At 74.5% G+C, this 17,738-nt stretch carries 11 protein-coding genes; 6 read left to right on the top strand and 5 right to left on the bottom strand.

Annotation, left to right across the window (positions count from 1 at the left end):
• Window positions 1–267 precede the first annotated feature (267 nt).
• Window positions 268–1,311: an S-methyl-5-thioribose-1-phosphate isomerase gene (gene mtnA, locus E1291_RS28310; protein WP_242614425.1), complete on the top strand. Its 1,044-nt coding sequence runs from the start codon at window positions 268–270 to the stop codon at window positions 1,309–1,311.
• Between the two features lie 72 nt (window positions 1,312–1,383).
• On the opposite strand, the gene E1291_RS28305 is transcribed toward mtnA, so the two are convergent.
• Complete coding sequence (locus E1291_RS28305) at window positions 1,384–3,516, bottom strand: M28 family peptidase (protein ID WP_131741133.1); 2,133 nt, start codon at window positions 3,514–3,516, stop codon at window positions 1,384–1,386.
• A 200-nt stretch (window positions 3,517–3,716) separates the two neighbouring features.
• Here E1291_RS28305 and recD2 point away from each other — a divergent pair, with 200 nt between their 5' ends.
• Window positions 3,717–5,954: an SF1B family DNA helicase RecD2 gene (gene recD2 / locus E1291_RS28300; protein ID WP_131741132.1), complete on the top strand. Its 2,238-nt coding sequence runs from the start codon at window positions 3,717–3,719 to the stop codon at window positions 5,952–5,954.
• Window positions 5,955–5,965: 11 nt separating this feature from the next.
• Here recD2 and E1291_RS28295 read toward each other — a convergent pair whose 3' ends face one another.
• Window positions 5,966–7,597 (bottom strand): peptide ABC transporter substrate-binding protein, encoded by a 1,632-nt coding sequence (locus E1291_RS28295; RefSeq protein WP_131741131.1) that lies wholly within the window; start codon window positions 7,595–7,597, stop codon window positions 5,966–5,968.
• A gap of 191 nt (window positions 7,598–7,788) precedes the next feature.
• On the opposite strand from E1291_RS28295, the gene E1291_RS28290 reads away from it, so the two are divergent.
• Window positions 7,789–9,231: an LVIVD repeat-containing protein gene (locus tag E1291_RS28290; protein ID WP_131741130.1), complete on the top strand. Its 1,443-nt coding sequence runs from the start codon at window positions 7,789–7,791 to the stop codon at window positions 9,229–9,231.
• Window positions 9,232–9,351: 120 nt separating this feature from the next.
• Here E1291_RS28290 and E1291_RS28285 read toward each other — a convergent pair whose 3' ends face one another.
• From E1291_RS28285 to E1291_RS28275, 3 genes are all read right to left on the bottom strand, one after another.
• Entirely contained in the window at window positions 9,352–10,656 is a 1,305-nt protein-coding gene (locus E1291_RS28285) for an FUSC family protein (RefSeq protein ID WP_131741129.1), read from the bottom strand.
• A 122-nt stretch (window positions 10,657–10,778) separates the two neighbouring features.
• Complete coding sequence (locus E1291_RS28280; RefSeq protein WP_242614424.1) at window positions 10,779–11,282, bottom strand: CGNR zinc finger domain-containing protein; 504 nt, start codon at window positions 11,280–11,282, stop codon at window positions 10,779–10,781.
• A 338-nt stretch (window positions 11,283–11,620) separates the two neighbouring features.
• Complete coding sequence (locus E1291_RS28275; protein WP_207400985.1) at window positions 11,621–13,180, bottom strand: type I glutamate--ammonia ligase; 1,560 nt, start codon at window positions 13,178–13,180, stop codon at window positions 11,621–11,623.
• 107 nt (window positions 13,181–13,287) lie between these two features.
• Here E1291_RS28275 and E1291_RS28270 point away from each other — a divergent pair, with 107 nt between their 5' ends.
• From E1291_RS28270 to E1291_RS28260, 3 genes are all read left to right on the top strand, one after another.
• Window positions 13,288–14,391, top strand: a complete 1,104-nt coding sequence (locus tag E1291_RS28270; RefSeq protein WP_242614423.1) for an amidohydrolase family protein — start codon at window positions 13,288–13,290, stop codon at window positions 14,389–14,391.
• A 72-nt stretch (window positions 14,392–14,463) separates the two neighbouring features.
• On the top strand, window positions 14,464–15,846 hold the full coding sequence (locus tag E1291_RS28265; protein ID WP_131741127.1) for an FAD-dependent oxidoreductase: 1,383 nt from the start codon (window positions 14,464–14,466) through the stop codon (window positions 15,844–15,846).
• Window positions 15,847–15,984: 138 nt separating this feature from the next.
• The coding region (locus E1291_RS28260) for a hypothetical protein (protein ID WP_207400984.1) at window positions 15,985–17,738 on the top strand (1,754 nt) is incomplete at its 3' end.

Raw genomic sequence — 17,738 nt, 5'->3', positions numbered from 1 at the left:
CCGGGGCGCAGGCCCCCGGGCAGGACCGCGCGCAGCGCGGGCAGCACGGGCACCGCGTCCCGGGCGCGCCCGGCGCCCGCGAGCTCCCGCGGCGCCGCCTCCGGCACGTTCTCGCCTCCTCCCGTGATCGTCCTCCACAATTTCGAACACGAGTTCGACATCTGTCAAGTTATCGCAGGTCACAGAGTGGAAGTGGGGTGGGGTGGCGGGTACCGCAAAGCCCTGCGGCACAAGGCTTCGCGCCGGTTTCGCTGCAAAATGGGAGATATGGAGATGGACGCGAGAGAACACGACGTGCGGGCCGTGGAGTGGACCGGGGACGGCCTGCGGCTGCTGGACCAGACCGTCCTGCCGGGCCGGGTGGAGCACGTCGTGATCCGCGACGTCGACGGGCTCGTCGAGGCGATCCGGCGGCTGGTGGTGCGCGGCGCCCCCGCGCTCGGCGTCGCCGGTGCGTTCGGCGTGGCGATCGCCCTGCGCCAGGCGGAGCGGGAGGGCTGGGACGCCGCGGCGCTCGACGCGGCCGTGGCCCGGATCCGCGCCGCCCGGCCGACGGCGGTGAACCTCGCGGCCGGGGTGGACCGCGTCCGCCCGCTCGCGGCGGCGGGCGCCGAGGCGGTCGCCGCCGAGGCTCAGGCACTGCTGGAGGAGGACGTGCGGGGCAACCGGGCCATCGGCGCGTTCGGCGCCGACTGGATCCTCGGCCGCGCCGGGGACCGGCCGCTGCGCGTCCTCACCCACTGCAACGCCGGGGCGCTCGCCACCGCCGGCTGGGGGACGGCGCTCGGCGTCGTCCGCGAGCTGCACGGCCGGGGCCGCGTCGAGACCGTCTACGTGGACGAGACGCGCCCGCTCCTGCAAGGCTCCCGGCTGACCGCCTGGGAGCTGGCCAGGGCCGGGATCCCCTGCGCGGTGCAGGCCGACGGCGCCGCGCCGAGCACGATCCTGCGCGGCCTCGCCGACGTCGCCGTCATCGGGGCCGACCGGATCGCCGCCAACGGCGACACCGCCAACAAGATCGGCTCGGTGGGGGTGGCGCTGGCCTGCGCCGCCGCCGGGATCCCGCTGGTCGTCGCGGCGCCGTGGAGCACCGTCGACCTCGCGCTGCCCGACGGCGGCGGCGTGCCGATCGAGGAGCGCCCGGCCGAGGAGATCCTCGGCCCGGACGGCGCGCGGACCGCGCCGCGGGGCGTGGGCGCCTTCAACCCGGCCTTCGACGTCACGCCCGCGCGGCTGGTCACCGCGCTGGTCACCGAGACCGGCGTGCTGGAGGTCGCCGCGGGCGAGACGCCCGCGCTGGCCGGGCGCTGACCCGCGCGAAGACCGTCCGGCCGGGGCTGGGAAGCCGGGCCCCGGCCGGACGGTGCCTCACCGCGCGTCGCCTCAGGGGGTGAGTGTGCGGGTCGCGGCGCGGAGGCTCGTGTAGAGATGGGCCTCGTACGCCTTGGCGGAGCCGGTGTCCTTGTCGACGAACAGGGCGTCGTACAGGGCGGGAAGCCGCTGCGTCGCGTAGCCGGTGTCGATGCCGGGCGCGTAGATCTGGTGCCGGTACCAGGGGCGGCCCGGCAGCCCGGACGCGACCAGCAGGTCCCGTTCCGCCTGCATGATCTTGTCGTTGAGACGTCGGAACGCGGCCGTGTCGCCCTTGCGGAGCGCCTCGTCCGCGCGCGCTTGCAACGCCTCCGCGGCGCGTTGCCACGCCTTCGCCTGGTCGATGTCGCGAGAGACGTCCACGACCACCGAGCCGAGCCGCTTGCGCTGCTCGTCGGTGAAGTCGGCCAGGTAACCGGCGGTCTCCACGGCGTACGGCCGGTACCCCAGCGACACCACGTCGGAGTTGGCGAGCCGCAGCGTGGCTATGCCGACCAGCCGCGACATCGACGCGTGGTACTCGAAGGTCGGGTCGCCGAAGTGGGACGTCCAGTAGAAGTCGTCGCACGAGCAGTGGTAGTTGCCCGCGGATCCGGGCGAGGCGGAGCCCAGGTCTATCGCCGGGACGCCGTACCGCTGGAAGAGGGCCTGGAAGTCGGAGCCGCCGCCGATCCGGGAGACCGGCGTCTTGCCGCCGTTCTGCGCCTTCCACGCCTCGTACAGGGTGCCGTCCGTCCCGGGCCAGCGCACCTCCTTGGACGCGTCGACGGCCAGCTGGTCCAGCGCCGGGGTCGCCGTGGCCCCGAACTGCGAGCCGCCGGCGCCGTCCATGTTCACGTAGGCGACGGCTTTGCGGAGCTGGGCGTCTCTCTCCTCCGCGTACTCGGTGGACCCGAACAGCCCGTACTCCTCACCGTCCCAAGTGGCGAGGACGACGGTGCGCTTGGGGCGCCACCCCTGCTTGAGGAGCCTGCCCAAGGCGCGGCCCACCTGCAGCACGTTCTCCGCCCCGGACAAGTTGTCGACGCTCCCGTACGTCCAGGCGTCGTGGTGCCCGCCGAGGATGACCTCCTGGTCGGGGCGCTCGCTGCCGGGGATCCGCACGGTCACGTCCCACAGCGGGCGCACCTGGAAGTCGTTCTTCAGGTCCAGGTGGACCTTCGTGCCGCCGGGGCCGATCCGGTAGGGGAAGGGCAGGCCGCCCTGCCAGTCCTTCGGTACCTCCGCGCCCTTCAGGGACCGCAGCAGCGGCTCGGCGGCGCCGTAGGAGATGGGCGTCGTCGGGACCAGGCCCCTCAGCATGGGCGCCTCGGACGGCTTGACGCGCCGCGCGCCCTTCACCGACGGCCAGCCGGGCGTCTGCGGGTCGCCGGCGGCGAGCTGGATCTGCGCGATGCTGCCGCGCTGGATGCCGTCGGGGGCGCGCCACGGCCCGTCCGGGTACACCGGGCCCTTGACGAACCCGTCGTCGGCCGGATCGGAGTAGATGAGCACGCCCTTGGCGCCGTGCCGGCCCGCCTCCCGCGGCTTGATGCCGCGGAAGACCCGCCCGTACCGGACGAGGACGATCTTCCCCTTGACGGACACGCCGCGCTCGGCGAGCAGCGCGAAGTCCTCGGGCCGACCGTAGTTGGCGTACACGACCTCGCCCCGGACGTTCCCCGACGGCGACAAGCCGTTGTGGGACGGGATGACGTCCTCGAAGTGCTTCTGCCAGGGCCGGGGCTTCTCCTTGACCGGCAGCACCTGGCGCTGCGGGGCGGTGATCTCGACCCGCACCCGCTTGGGTCTCGACACGTAGACGTAGTAGGTCTTCACCTCGGGCCGGAGGCCGTAGGACCGCAGCCGCGCCACGATCCGCTCGACGCGGTGGCGGTCGCCGGTGGTCGTGGCCAGGCCCGGTTCGGAGGCCAGTTCGGCGTCCAGTGAGCGGGCCTCGGCCGCCGACGGGACGGCGCTCAGCAGCTTCTCGTACTGGCGCTGCCAGCGCGCGTGGGCGGGGGTGAAGCCCGCGATGGGGTCGGAAGCGGTGGGGGAGTCGGCCCAGGCGCGTGGAACGGCGGCGGGGGGAACGGAAAGTGTCGCGGCCAGCGTGACGGCTGTGGTGCCCAGCGCCGCCAGTGCGGGGATTCGAGAGCGGAACACCGGCGTGACCTCCGAGAGCTCGCGGTACGGGTGCGTCCCGGAACGTACGTCGCGGACGGGCGAAGATCCAGAAAAGTTGCCGGTTCCGGCCACCGCGCCCGCCGCTTTGATCCCTCCCCGCCCCGTCCCACCGGCGCTTTCTGTTTTCGATCAAGAAAAGCCGGGCCGGTACGGCGGCGGGATCCGACAAAATGATGTTTATGACGGACCGGACCGGGGCGAACGGGGCCGCCGGGCCGCCGCCGCGGCCGGCGGTCCTGGAGGCCGTCCTGGAGCGGGTCACCTACGCCAACGAGGACACCGGCTACACCGTCGCGCGCGTCGCGACCGAGCGGAGCGGCGCGGACCTGCTCACCGTGGTGGGCGCGCTGCTCGGCGCCCAGGTGGGGGAGAGCCTGCGCCTGACCGGCCGGTGGCGCTCGCATCCGAAGTACGGCCGGCAGTTCGAGGTCGACTCCTACACCACCGTCCTGCCGGCGACCGTGCAGGGCATCCGCCGCTACCTCGGCTCCGGAATGATCAAGGGGATCGGGCCGGTGATGGCCGACCGGATGGTCGGCCACTTCGGCACCGACATCCTGCGCGTCATCGAGGAGGAGCCGGGCCGGCTCGTCGAGGTGCCCGGCCTCGGCCCCAAGCGCACCAAGAGGATCGGCGAGGCGTGGGAGGAGCAGAAGGCCATCAAGGAGGTGATGGTCTTCCTCCAGGGCGTCGGGGTCTCGACGTCGCTCGCCGTCCGCATCTACAAGCAGTACGGGGACGAGTCGGTCGACACCGTGCGCCGTACCCCCTACCGGCTCGCCGCGGACGTGTGGGGCATCGGGTTCAAGACGGCCGACACGATCGCGCAGGCCGTCGGCATCCCGCACGACAGCCCCGAGCGCGTCAAGGCGGGGCTCCAGTACACGCTGTCGGAGGCCGCCGACGACGGGCACTGCTTCCTGCCCGAGCCGAACCTCGTCACCGCCGCCGAGAAGATCCTCGGCGTGCCGCGCGAGCTGATCGGCCCGGCCCTGGACGAGCTGGTGGAGGGGGAGGGCGTCGTCCGCGAGCCGATCCCCGGCGCCGGGGACGACGCGGCGACGATCCCGGCCGTCTACCTCGTCCCGTTCCACCGCGCGGAGCGCTCCCTGGCCCGCGGCGTGCGCGAGCTGCTGGAGGCGCCCGCCGACCGGCTCGCGGCGTTCGCCGCCGTCGACTGGGACAAGGCCCTCCCCTGGCTGAAGGAGCGCACCGGCACCGAGCTGGCGCCCGAGCAGGAGGAGGCGGTCAGGCTCGCCCTGACGTCCAAGGTCGCGGTCCTCACCGGCGGGCCCGGCTGCGGGAAGAGCTTCACCGTCCGCTCGGTCGTGGAGCTGGCCGCCGCGAAGAACGCCAAGATCGTCCTGGTGGCGCCGACGGGCCGCGCCGCCAAGCGCCTCGCCGAGCTGACCGGCCACGAGGCCGCCACCGTGCACCGCCTGCTCCAGCTCCAGCCCGGCGGCGACGCCAAGTACGACCAGGACGCCCCACTCGACGCCGACCTGGTCGTCGTCGACGAGTGCTCGATGGTCGACCTGATCCTGGCCAACAAGCTGGTGAAGGCGATCCCGCGCGGCGCGCACCTGCTGCTGGTCGGGGACGTCGACCAGCTCCCCTCCGTCGGCGCCGGCGAGGTGCTCGCCGACCTGCTGGCCGCCGAGACCGTCCCCCGCGTGCGGCTGACGCGGGTGTTCCGGCAGGCCCAGCAGTCGGGGATCGTCGTCAACGCGCACCGCGTCAACTCCGGCGAGCACCCCCACACCCGCGGCTACCCCGACTTCTTCCTGTTCCCCTGCGAGGAGCAGGAGGAGGCCGCCGAGCTCACCGTGGACGTTATCGCCAACCGCATCCCGCGCAGATTCGGCCTGGACCCCCGGCGCGACGTCCAGGTCATCGCGCCCATGCACCGCGGCGCCGCCGGGGCGGGCGCGCTCAACGCGCTCCTCCAGGAGGCCCTCACCCCGCACGACGACGCCCGCCCCGAACGCCGCTACGGCGGGCGCGTCTTCCGCGTGGGCGACAAGGTCACCCAGCTGCGCAACAACTACGACAAGGGCGAGGCGGGGGTCTTCAACGGGACGGTCGGCGTCGTCACCGCGGTCTCGGCGGAGGAACAGACGCTCACCGTCCTGACCGACGAGGACGAGAGCATCCCCTACGCCTTCGACGAGCTGGACGAGCTGGCCCACGCCTACGCCATCACCATCCACCGCTCGCAGGGCAGCGAATACCCCGCGGTCGTCATCCCGCTCACGACCGGCGCGTGGACGATGCTGCGCCGCAACCTCCTCTACACGGGCATCACCCGGGCGAAGAGGCTCGTCGTCCTCGTCGGCTCGCGCCGCGCCCTCGCCGCGGCCGTCCGCACCGCCGGAGCGGGCCGCCGCCACACCGCCCTGGCCCACCGCCTCGCCTAGCCCGGCGCGCGTCAGTCCTTGAGGGCCAGCCGGTCCAGGTGGAGGCCGGTGAACGCGTCCGCGGTGACGCCGCGGACGCGCTCGGACCACACGAGGTGGTCGTGCGCGGACCACAGCGGCATCGCGGGCATGTCGCGCAGCAGCGCGCTCTCGGCGAGCCGCGCGGGGATCACGCCCTCGCCGGGGGCGGCGGCGTCCTCGGCCCGCGTGACCAGGCCGGTCGTGTAGCGGTCGGTGTAGCCGGTCCCGGCGTCCAGCAGCGGCACGAGGGACGCGACCGGGGCCGGGTAGGCGGCGGTCGAGCGCAGCACGAACGGGCCGTCCACCTCGCCGCGCTCCAGGGCCTTGCGCAGGTCGGGGACGGGCCGCGGGCGCGCGTCGAGCTTGAGTTCCCGCGCGAGCTGGTCGGCGACGGCCTTCACCCACGCGTCGTCGCCCGAGCCCGCCTGGTACCAGAGGGACAGCGGACCGGTCAGGCCGCCCGCGTCGGCCAGCGCCGCGGACGCCGCCCGCGAGTCGTGGACGCACATGCGGCACTGGCCGTCCCGGTGCCCGAGGCGGATGCCGGGGGCGACCAGGGAGTCGGCGGGGGAGTACTGGTGTCCGAGCGGGCCCTCGGTCACGGCGGAGCGGTCGATCGCCATCGACAGCGCCTGCCGCACCGTGGGCGAGGCGAGGCGCTCCACCCGGGAGGGGAACGCCAGGTAGGTCACGTTCCGGCCGGGGACGGCGCGGTGGCGGTCGCGGAAGTCGGCGTCCATCGACTCGTGCCGGGCGGCCGGGACGAGTGTGGCGACGTCCAGGTCCCCGGCCTCGGCGGCGGCGTACTGGCGGGCCGGGTCCGCCATGGAGCGCACGGCGATCTCCCGGTCGTCCGACGGTCGCCGCAGCACGATCTCCCCGGCGTCGCGGGACACGATCCGGAACGGGCCGTTTCCGGCGGGAGCGCGCCCGTAGCCCGCCCAGTCGCGCGACCGCAGGACGCCGTCCGGCAGCGGCAGGAACGCCGGGTCGCCGAGCAGCGCCGGGAACCCGCTCAGCGGGCGGTCGAGCGTCACCTCGAAGGTCCGCTCGTCCCTGACCCGCAGGCCCGCGACCTCGTCCCGCGCGCCCGCGCCGCCGGGCTTCCCGCCCGTCCCGCCGCCGTGCGCCGCCGGGACGTCCCCGGCGCCCTTCACGCGCGCGACGTCCGAGATCAGCCGGGCGCCCGCCCAGCCCTCGCGCAGCACGGCCGTCCAGGCGCCGGTGAACGAGCGGGACGTGACCGGCGATCCGTCGTGGAACGTGCCACCGGCGCGCAGCCGGACCGTCCAGACCTTCCGGTCGGTGCTCGTGACCGACTCGGCGGCGGCCATGACGGGCGCGCCGGACGCCGGGTCGGTGGAGACCAGGCCCGTCCACACCGCGCCCGCGATCATCCGTCCGGTCGCGTCGCGGACGTCGCCGGGCAGCAGGGTGGCGGGCGGCGCCGCGCCCACCGAGATCCGCGGATCGGCCGGGTCGCTCCACGCCTTGAGGGCCAGGACGGGGGCCACCAGCGCCACCGCGGCACCGATGACCAGGGCGGCGGTGCGCGGAGCGCTCTTCAACGGCCCCTCCCGGAGCTGTGGCGGCAGGACGCCGCGAGCGTACGGCACGATCATCCGGTGACGGAAGAGCGACCATGGACCTACCGGTCACCCGGCGACGACATGCGCCACCTGCCTTGACGGTGCTGAGGCCAATTCGTGACATCCGGCACTGTTGATCACGAACCGCTCACTGGTCACACTGGGCGCTGCGTGGATCTTTCCGCGTGGATCTTTCCGCGCGGATCGTTGGAAGTGGAGGCTCGATGCTCCCCCGCACATCTCGCCGGACACGGCGGCTGGTCCAGGGCGGCGGCGCCGTCGCCGCGTCCCTGGCCGTCATGGCCGGCACGGCCTGGGCGTGCCCGCCCGAACCCGGAAACTCGCAGACCAACCAGACCGCCTCGGCCCAGGGGGAGGGGCAGGGCGGCGGCCACTCCGGCCACTACCGCCGTGTGGACCCCGCGGCGCGCAAGGCGTCCGAAGCGATCAGGAACGTGCGCCGCGTCGGCGGGGTGACCGACGCCAAGGGCGCCATCTCGCTGATGTTCATCGACTACGGCCACGGCCGGCATAAGCGGACGGTCATGTACGCGACCGGCCAGTTCGGGCTGAAGGCGTACGACATCACCGCCGACCCGCGCGTCCCCAAACTGGTCGGGCAGCTGAACATGCCCGGCATGTGGGAGACCGAGGACACCGACTTCGATCCCAAGCGCAAGATCATCTATCTGTCCCGGGACCCGCGCGCGTTCGGCGGGACCACGGCGACGGGCGAGTCCGGCGTCTACGTCGTGGACGCCTCCAAGCCCGAGAGCCTGCGGCAGATCACCTACGTCCAGGTCCCGGCCGGGCACACCACGACGTGCGTCGACGACTGCCGCTACCTGTGGACGGGCGGACCGTCCAAGGCGAGCTGGATGCCCGCCGATTGGGGCGGCCGCCCCGTCTGGGTGACGGACGTGCGCGACCCGGCCCACCCGAAGGTCTTCAAGGACCCCATCGACACGGGCCGCAACGACGGCAAGACCGACTACACCCATGACATCCAGGTCGACTCCGACGGCGTCGCCTGGGCGTCCGGGCGCGGCGGCGTCCGCGGCTACTACACGACCGGCCGCCACTACGACCCGCTGAAGAAGAAGTGGCGCAGGGCCACCGCGGTGGACCCCGTCCCGTACGCGGGCGGCGGGCTCGACGAGGCCACGACCAACTCCACGTTCATGCACAACAGCTTCCGCGCGGTCGGCCGCACCCGCGGTCAGGCCGCCGACCCGCGCGCCTGGGGCAACGGCAAGCTGCTGTACGTGACGGAGGAGACGTTCAACGAGGGCTGCGCGAACGACGGGCTCCTCGTCATCGCGTCCCTGGAGGGCTCCTACGGCGGTGAGGGCTGGCGCTCCACCCCGGACAAGAAGTTCCGCCTGCACACCGTCTCCACCTGGGGCGTGGCGGGCAAGGAGGGCAGCGACCCGGTGAGCACGGACTGCTCGGCGCACTACTTCGACGTCCGCGACGGAGTGATCGTGCAGTCCTACTACTCGCAGGGGACGCGGTTCCTGGACGTCCGCGACCCCACGAACCCGAAGCAGCTCGCGTACTACCGGCCCGCGGACGCCGCGTCCTGGCAGCCGTACTGGCACGGCAAGTACGTGTACGTCGCCGACAACACCCGTGGCGTCGACGTGCTGGAGCCGACCTACCGCTAGACCGCGCGGAACCATCCGCGCAGGACCAACCGCGCCGGACCCACCCCCCGGCCGCACCCACGCAGAGGCCCGTTCCCACTCCCCCCTGGGACGGGCCTCTGCCCCTTTTCCGGGGACGTGTCAGCGGAAGGGGTCCTCGGCCGACTCGCGCGCGTTGCGCTCGGCCGCGGCCACGGCGGACTCGGCGGCCTTGCGGAGCTGGTGACCGGCCTGCCGGACGACGCGGACGGGCCGCTCGGGCAGGTGCCGGGTCGCGCCGCGGTGCCGCCGCCAGTGCTCGCGGGCGCGGCTGCGGTGCTCGACCCGCAGGTGCTCGATGAGCCGGTCGAGGTCCATGGCGACCTCCCCGTACAGCGGCCACAGGCCGCCCGCCGCGACCCGCTCGTGCAGCTCCCGGGCGAGCCGCGCGCGGCGCTCCCGGGCGATGTCGACCCGCACCTCCAGCTCCTGCTCGGCCTTGAACGGGCGCGCGTCGCGGGAGAGGTCGGCGCGGGCGAGCCGGCCGAAGGCGCCGATGCTGGTGGCGATGCCCGCCAGCGCGTCGGCGAGCTGCGGGCGCAGCACGGGGTCGCGCAGCAGCCGGCCGTGCGCGCCGAGCCGCTCGTCGTCGGCGAGCGAGCGGGTCAGCCCGCGCAGCGACAGCGTGAAGTGCTCCATCGTCTCGACGGCGTGCCGGAGCGCGACGCCCGCGTCGATGAGCCGCCGCGCCCGCGGGTTGAGCCGGACGCTCTCCTCGGCGGCGCCGAGCTCCCGGTCGGTGCGGCCGATCTCGCGGGCGAGCCGCTCGGCGTCCTCCTGCCAGCGGCGCGCCTCGCCGTCGGTGCGCTCACCGCCGAGATCGTCGGCGATCCGGCCGATCAGCACCCGCAGCCGCTCCGCGACGTCCTGGACGGCCTCCTCGGCGGGCCGCACCCGCACGGTCGGCACCACCAGCGTCGCCACCAGTCCCGTGGCGGTGCCGAGCAGCGTCTCCAGCACCCGGTCGGCGGCGGCCGACCCGCTGGCCGCGCCCAGCGCGAAGATCAGCATCGCGCTGATCGGCACCTCCAGGACGTGGTCGCCGAGGCGCATCACGTGCCCGATCACGAGCGCGGCGAGGACGGTGAGGCCGAGGCTCCACCAGGAGAACCCGACCGTCCCGGCGAACAGCACCGCCACCAGCACCCCGGCGGTGACGGACGCCACCCGCAGCAGGCTCGACTTGATCGTCTGGTACACCGAGTACTGGACGACGAGCAGCGCGGTCAGCGGCGCCAACAGCGGCTGCGCCCCGCCGCCCGGCAGCAGCGTCATCGCCAGCACGAACGCGGCGACGGCGGTGAGGGTCAGGCGGGCGATGCGGAACGCGGTGGACTGCACCTCCGTCGTCACCTGGAGCGGCGAACGGTCGGTGCGGCGGCGTGGGCGGAGGAAGGCGAAGGACATCGGTGTGCGCGGTGACTCCCGGTCGGGTACTGGTCAGGGGATTCGTCCCCACCTTCTTCCCGGTACCAAGCAAATCGGGAGCGAAACCCCCGCATGCGCGGTGATTCCCCGGACGGAGCGGATCAGGAGCGGTGTCGGGCGCGGAAGGCGGCGACGTTGGTGCGGTTCGCGCACGCGTCGGAGCAGAAGCGGCGGCGCCCGGCCCGCGAGGTGTCGGCGTAGACGCGGTCGCAGCCGTCGGCGGCGCACACGCCGGTCCGGGTGAGGCCGTGCTCGACGACCAGCTCGGCGAGGTTCATCAGGGTGGTGGCGCGGAAGCGGTGCGGGAGCCCGGACGAGGGCGGGGCGTAGTGCATGTGCAGGCCGTGGGGCTCGTGTTCGGCGAGGTGGGGGTGCATCGGGATCTCCAGCATCAGCGAGTTCAGCAGCGCCATGGCCGCCTCGATCCCGGGCATCTCGAAGAACGGGCGCAGCGTCCGGCCCCAGCGCCGGAAGTCGCCCGCGTCGCGGGGGTCGAACTCCTGCCAGAAGAACTGGTTGTCGCGCAGCAACCGCCGCAGCGCGTCCGCCGAGTCGTCGCCGCCGGTGCTGGTCGTGGCGTTGACGAGCGCCACGGCGGCGGCCACCCCGTGGCTCCTGTACCCACTGACCCGCATCGCGACGGCTCCCGGTTCCCCACCATGAAGTAAAAGACATACTACCTAAAACCATTACACCAGCTCCGCTCCCGACATCTCCGCGAAACCACAACCCACCGCCCATGCGGCGAGGCCAGGGGCAGTCGGTGGCCGGCCAAGGGCGTGTCTCACAGGACTCCTCAACCGTCACGCGAGCGCGCTAACTGACCGTCGGGGGCGACGCCGAAGGCGAGCCCCCGCCGGGAAGATCGCGAAGCGATTCGCGCTCGCACAAGCACGGTCACGAAGCGAGCGCCAGCGAGCGAAGTGGGCCGGGATTGAAATAGTTAATGCCGCCAGCGGGTGGCGGCGGCGACCTCTTGGGGGGTCGCGCCGTCCAGGAGGGCGATCTCGCCTCGGCGGACCGCCGTGACCGTGTCGGTGACGGCCTCGCCCAGCGCCTCCCGGAGCACGCCGTCGGCTTCGAAGGCCGCGACCGCTTCGCCGAGCGAGGACGGCAGCGGCGCGATGCCGCGCGCGGCCCGTTCAGCGGCGGGCAGTCCGGCCGGGTCGGCGTCGAACGGGGCCGGCAGGACGGCCCCGGCGCCGACCCCGGCGCGGCCGGCGGCCAGCAGCGCCGCCAGCGCGAGGTAGGGGTTGGCGGCGCCGTCGAAGCACTTGACCTCCAGGTTCGCCGCGGTCGCCCGCTCGCCCGCCGCGCCGGTGATGAACCGCAGCGCCGCCTCGCGGTTCTCCAGGCCCCAGCAGGAGTACGCTCCGGCCCAGTGCGAGGGGACGAGCCGCAGGTAGCTGGCCACCGAGGGCGCGCCGATGGCGAGCAGGGCGGGCAGCCGGGCGAGGATCCCGGCGGCGAACGCCTCGCCCGCGGGCGTCATGCCGTACGGCCCGGTGCCGCCCGCCATGGCGTTGACGGCGCCCGTGCCCGCGCCCGTGCCCGGGGCGCCCGCGCCGTCGCCGCCGTCCTCGCGCCACAGGCTGAGGTGGACGTGGCCGCCGTTGCCGACCCGGTCCGCCTCCACCTTGGGGGAGAACGAGGCGGCCAGGTCGTGGTCGAAGGACACCGCCCGGATCGTCTCCCGGACGAGCACGGCGGTGTCGGCGGCGCCGACCGGGTCCTCGGCGGCGACCGACAGCTCGTACTGCCCGGCGGCGTACTCGGGGTGCAGCTGGTCCACCGACACGCCCGACGCCTGGAGCGCCCGGAGAAGGTCGCGCAGGTAACGGGACAGCTCGCTGATCCGCGTCATCCCGTAGGCGGGGCCGTGGCAGGCGGGGCTGAAGCCGCCGGTGCCCCCGGCCGAGGCCGTGGCCTTGTACCCGGCCGCGTCCGACACCGCCCATTCGATCTCGAACGCGGTCCGCACCGACCAGCCGCCGGCCGCGAGCCGGTCGGTCTCGCGGCGCAGCAGGGCGCGGGCGTCCAGCGGATGGACGGTGCCGTCCTGCGCGTACCGGGAGGCGGGGGCGTGCGCCCAGCCGGGCAGCGCGGCCATCGGGACGAGCCGGTCGAGGTCGGGGTGCAGCCGCAGGTCGCCGGCGGGGCCGCCGATGTAGCGGCCCGAGACGATCGAGTCGTCCAGCAGGAACACGTCGAACGACGGCGCCATGCCGACGCCCCACGAGGCGGCGTGCTCCAAGCGCTGCACCGGCACGGTCTTGGTCCGGGTGATCCCGCCGACGTCCACCCAGGTGAGGGCGACGGCGACGATGTCCTGCCCGGCGAGCCGGCGGGCGGCCTCGGCGGCGCGGTGGCCGAGCCTGGCGCGTTCGGCGGCGTCGAGCGCGGCGGTCTCGAAGCCGCCGAGCGCCGGGTTCCCGCCGTCGGGCCCCCCGCCTTCCGGCGGCGTGGTCGGGGGGACGTCGGGCCGGCCGGGTTCAGTCGTCACGGTCAGGCTCCTGGTCGGAGTCGGCGATGGGCTGGAGGGGTGGCGCGGCCCCACACGGGCATCGTAGGAAGAACCGCGGGCCGAGGACAGGAAGGGAGAGGGGTGTCGTGCTCGAATGGCTGGAGTCGGTCGGGCTCGTCGACCACCACTGCCACGGCGTCCTGGACACCGACCTCGACCGCGCGGAGTTCGAGGGCCTGCTCACCGAGGCCGACACCGGCGGCCCGCCGGGGGTCAGCCCGTTCGACTCGCAGATCGGGTTCGCGTTGCGGCGCTGGTGCCCGCCCGTCCTGGACCTGGACGCCCACGCCGAGCCGGACGACTATCTGGCGCGGCGCGCCGAGCTGGGCGCGGCGGAGGTCAACCGCCGGTTCCTCGCGGCCACCGGGCTGGAGGCCCTGTGCGTCGACACGGGGCACACCCCGCGGTCGATGCTCGACCCTCCCGATCTCGGCCGGCTCGCCGGGGCGCCAGCGCACGAGATCGTCCGGCTGGAGCGGGTCGCGGAGGAGGTGGCCGCCTCCGGCGCCGGCGCCGGCGGGTTCGCCGACGAGGTGCGGGCCCGCGTCGCGGCGCGCGGCGCGGCCGGGGCCAAGTCCGTCGCGGCCTACCGGGCGGGGCTCGAACTGACCGGGGAACGCCCGCCGGACACCGAGGTGATGGCGGCGGCGGGACGGCTGCTGCGGCAGAAGGCTCCGCGCGTCCACGACGAGGTCCTGCACCGTTTCCTCGTGTGGTGCGCGTCCGACGCCGGGCTGCCGGTGCAGTTCCACGTCGGCCTCGGCGACGTCGACGCCGACCTGCGGCGCGGCGATCCCCTCCTGCTCGTCGACCTGCTGAGCGCCCTGGACCGCGCGGGCACGCCCGCGATGCTGCTGCACAACTACCCGTTCCACCGCCAGGCGGGCTATCTCGCGCAGGTGCTCCCGAACGTGTACGTGGACGCCGGGCTGGCCACCCACAACCTCGGGCACCGCGCCCCCGTCCTGCTGGCCGAGCTGCTGGAGCTGGCGCCGTTCGGGAAGGTGCTGTACTCCTCCGACGCGTTCGGGCTGGCCGAGCTGTACCACCTGGGGGCGCTGCTGTTCCGCCGCGGCCTCGCGGGCCTGCTCGCCGAGGGCGTGGACGACGGCGCGTGGACGGCGGCGGACGCCGAGCGCGTCGCCGCGCTCGCCGCGTCCGGCAACGCCCGGCGCGTCTACGGGCTGTGACGGGCCCGCCCGCGCGCGCCCGGAACCCGCCGGTACCCTCGGGAGCGATCGACCGGGGACGGGGGCGCGGGCATGGCGGGACGAGAGCGGCTGTTCGTCATCGGGGGCGACGCGGCGGGGATGAGCGCGGCGTCGCAGGCCCGCCGGCGGCGCGACGCGGACGACCTGGAGATCACCGTCGTCGAGCGCGGCCGGCACGCGTCCTACTCGGCCTGCGGGATCCCGTACTACGTCGGCGGCGCCGTGAGCGACCTCGACCGGCTCATCGCGCGCACCCCCGCCGAGTTCCGTGACCGCGGCATCGACCTGCGGCCGCGCACCGAGGCCACCGAGATCGATCTGGACGGCGGCCGGGTACGGGTCCGCGACCTGGCGGACGGCGGCGAGCGCTGGGAGCACTACGACCACCTGATGGTCGCCACCGGCGCGGTGCCGGTGCGGCCGCCGCTGCCCGGCGCGGACGCCGGCGGCGTCCACGGCGTCCAGATCCTCGACGACGGCGTCGCCCTGCGCCGCGCGCTCGACGCGGGGCCGCGCCGCGCGGTCGTCGTCGGCGGCGGGTACATCGGCCTGGAGATGGCCGAGGCGCTGGTCGCCCGCGGCCTGGAGGTTGCCCTCGTGGACGCGGCTGACCAGCCGATGCGCACGCTCGACGCCGACATGGGCGCCCTCGTCGCCGACGCCCTCCGCGGCATCGGCGTCGCCCTCCACCTGGGCGAGCCCGTCGAGGGCTTCGACACCTCCGGCGGTCGTGTGACCGCGGTGCGGACCGCCGCCCGGACGCTGCCCGCCGACCTGGTCGTCCTCGGGCTGGGCGTGCGGCCCGGCACCGACCTGGCCCGTGCCGCCGGAATCCCGGTCGGCCCGACGGGCGGGATCGTCACCGACCGGCGCATGCGCGCCCGCGCCGAGCGGGTGTGGGCCGCGGGCGACTGCGCCGAGACCCGCCACCTCGTCACCGGCGGCCCGGCCGCGATCGCGCTCGGCACGCACGCCAACAAGCAGGGCCGCGTCGCGGGGATCAACCTCGGCGGCGGATACGCGACGTTCCCCGGCGTCGTCGGCACCGCCGTCGCCAAGATCTGCCAGGTGGAGGTCGCGCGGACCGGCCTCAACGAGCGGGAGGCGGCCGAGGCGGGCTTCGAGACGGTGAGCGCGGTCGTCGCGTCGACCACGCGCGCGGGGTACTACCCGGGCGCCACCGAGATGAGGACGAAGCTGGTCGCCGAACGCCGCACGGGCCGCCTCCTCGGAGCGCAGATCGTCGGTGAGGAGGGCGCGGCCAAACGCGTGGACGGCCTGGCCATCGCGCTGTGGAACGGCATGACGGTGGAGGAGATGACGGGCCTCGACCTCGGGTATGCGCCGCCGTTCTCGCCCGTCTGGGACCCCGTCCTCATCGCCGCCCGCAAGGTCGCCGAACGCGTCGAGGCGGACTGGCTCGCCGCGGAGTGACCGTTCCGCTCCGTCGGGGTCCGGACCATGACGAGGGCGGTATGTCGGTGATCTCCCCTACGGTGGGGCGCCATGAGCATGACACGGCTCCCATCTGCCGTTGCCCCGTCCTCGTCGCCCTCGTCGCCGCTTCCTGACGTGTCCGCCGAGGACGTCCTGGTGATGCCGGACGCGTGGCGCCGCCTGGTGCAGCCCCGACGCGACCGCCCGGCGGCGGACCGCGCCCCGGCCACGCGCCCCGCACCGGAGAAGGCGGTACTGGAAAAGGCGGTACCGGAAAAGGCGGCGGCGGAGGAGGCGCGTGCGCTCATCGAGGACGCGCGCGCGGACGTCGAGGAGGTCCTGTCGCTGCCCGGCACGGACCCGCTGCTGGCCGGGCGGGCGCGCGCGTACCTGCGCGGGGAGGCCGACCCGCTGGGCGCGGCCGTCGTCACGCAGGTCGTGGTCGGCAAGCGGAAGCAGCCGGTGGCCTTCGGGGACCTGTGGGCGCTCGACCACGGGCTTCCGTTCGCCGCGTCCGCCTGCGTCGAGATGTTCGAGATCATCTCGGACTTCCGCGTCGCCGGGCGGCAGGAGACGTGGACGGGCGTGCGGGTGCGCCGTCCCGGCGACCGGTACGGCCAGTGGTGGGTGGCCGAGCGCATGGCGCTGCGGCTGCGCGCCCTCCTCGCGGCGGCGGACGACGCCGTGTACGACGCGGCCGTGGACCGCCTGGCACCCAGCCGCCGAACCCCGCTGCACAAGATGGTCGCCTCCTACCTAGTGCCGACCCAGACGGACTGGGTCGACGACGTCTGCGCCGCTCCGCCGACGGTCGTCCCGGAGGAGGTGTCCCTGCGCTGGATGTTCTTCTGCTCTCTTGGAGCGCCGCACCAGCCCGCACTGGCCGGGCTTCCACTCGACTACTACGGCCGGGGCGAGCACGTCATCGCCACCCTCGTGGAGGGAATCGGCCCGGAGGCCGTGGTGCCGCTGGTGGCGCAGGCCCTGGACGACGAGTACCTCGACGCCGACACGGCCCGCAGGCTGCTGGACACCCTCGTCGAGCTGCCCGTCGACGCGGCGTTCCAGGCCCTCGCCGACCGGCTCGGCCGCCGGTACGTCCCGGCCGCGGCGATCCGCGCGGCGCGGCGCTACCCGGCGCGGGCGCTGCGGTTGCTGGCCGGTGCGGCGGACGCGCCCGGGGCCGCCGAGCTGCTGTCCGCGCACCTGCTCACCCACCCGGACCTCGTGGACGCGATGCTCCCCGTCCTCCCCGAGAAGGCGCGCGCCGCGATCGGCGCGGTCCGCGAGTCGTCCGTCCGGCTGCCCGACGCCGACGCCCTTCCGGCGCCGCTCGTGGACCCGCCATGGACCCGTCCCAGGGCGAAGACCAAGCCCGTGGTCATCAAGGGGCTGACGCCGCCCGGGACGCGTTCCGTCCACTGGGCGCCGGGGGAGCGCGAGGAGTGGACCGTCGACCTTCACCACCGGTGGCGATGGGCGGAGAAGCTCTCATGGCATCAGCAGGTGAAGAAGTTCGAGGCGGGCGACCTGCCCGCCGCGTCCCAGCCGATGCTCTTCCTGGAGGCGCCCGAGGAACTGGTGCGGCCGCTGCTGCCCGGCTGGAAGCCGCCCCACGTCGGCCACGTCCACGAATGGATGCCCGTGGTCGTCGCGCGGTTCGGGCCGGACGCGCTGGACGCCGCATTGGACGTCGCGAGCCGCGACCCGGCGAGGCTCGGCTGGATCCTGCTGCCGTACCTGAGCGACGAGGTCGCCTGGTGCATGGCCGACTGGCACGCCCGGCTCAAGCAGGCCGGGCGCGCCGCCCGCGCCTGGTTCGACCGGCACGGCACCGCCGCCGTCCCGATGCTGGCGCCCGCCGCGCTCGGCCGCGCCGGGGCGGGACG

Source organism: Actinomadura roseirufa, assembly GCF_900659635.1.
Taxonomy (GTDB): Bacteria; Actinomycetota; Actinomycetes; order Streptosporangiales; family Streptosporangiaceae; genus Spirillospora; species Spirillospora roseirufa.
The sequence above is the reverse complement of the archived record's forward strand: the minus strand, read 5'-3'. Positions and strand labels throughout refer to the sequence as shown.

Bases quoted from the DNA above. Each gene is read 5' to 3' on its own strand.
- mtnA (WP_242614425.1), top strand. From the start codon at position 268: ATGGAGATGGACGCGAGAGAACACGACGTGCGGGCCGTGGAGTGGACC.
- recD2 (WP_131741132.1), top strand. From the start codon at position 3,717: ATGACGGACCGGACCGGGGCGAACGGGGCCGCCGGGCCGCCGCCGCGG.
- E1291_RS28295 (WP_131741131.1), bottom strand. From the start codon at position 7,597: ATGATCGTGCCGTACGCTCGCGGCGTCCTGCCGCCACAGCTCCGGGAG.
- E1291_RS28290 (WP_131741130.1), top strand. From the start codon at position 7,789: ATGCTCCCCCGCACATCTCGCCGGACACGGCGGCTGGTCCAGGGCGGC.
- E1291_RS28285 (WP_131741129.1), bottom strand. From the start codon at position 10,656: ATGTCCTTCGCCTTCCTCCGCCCACGCCGCCGCACCGACCGTTCGCCG.
- E1291_RS28265 (WP_131741127.1), top strand. From the start codon at position 14,464: ATGGCGGGACGAGAGCGGCTGTTCGTCATCGGGGGCGACGCGGCGGGG.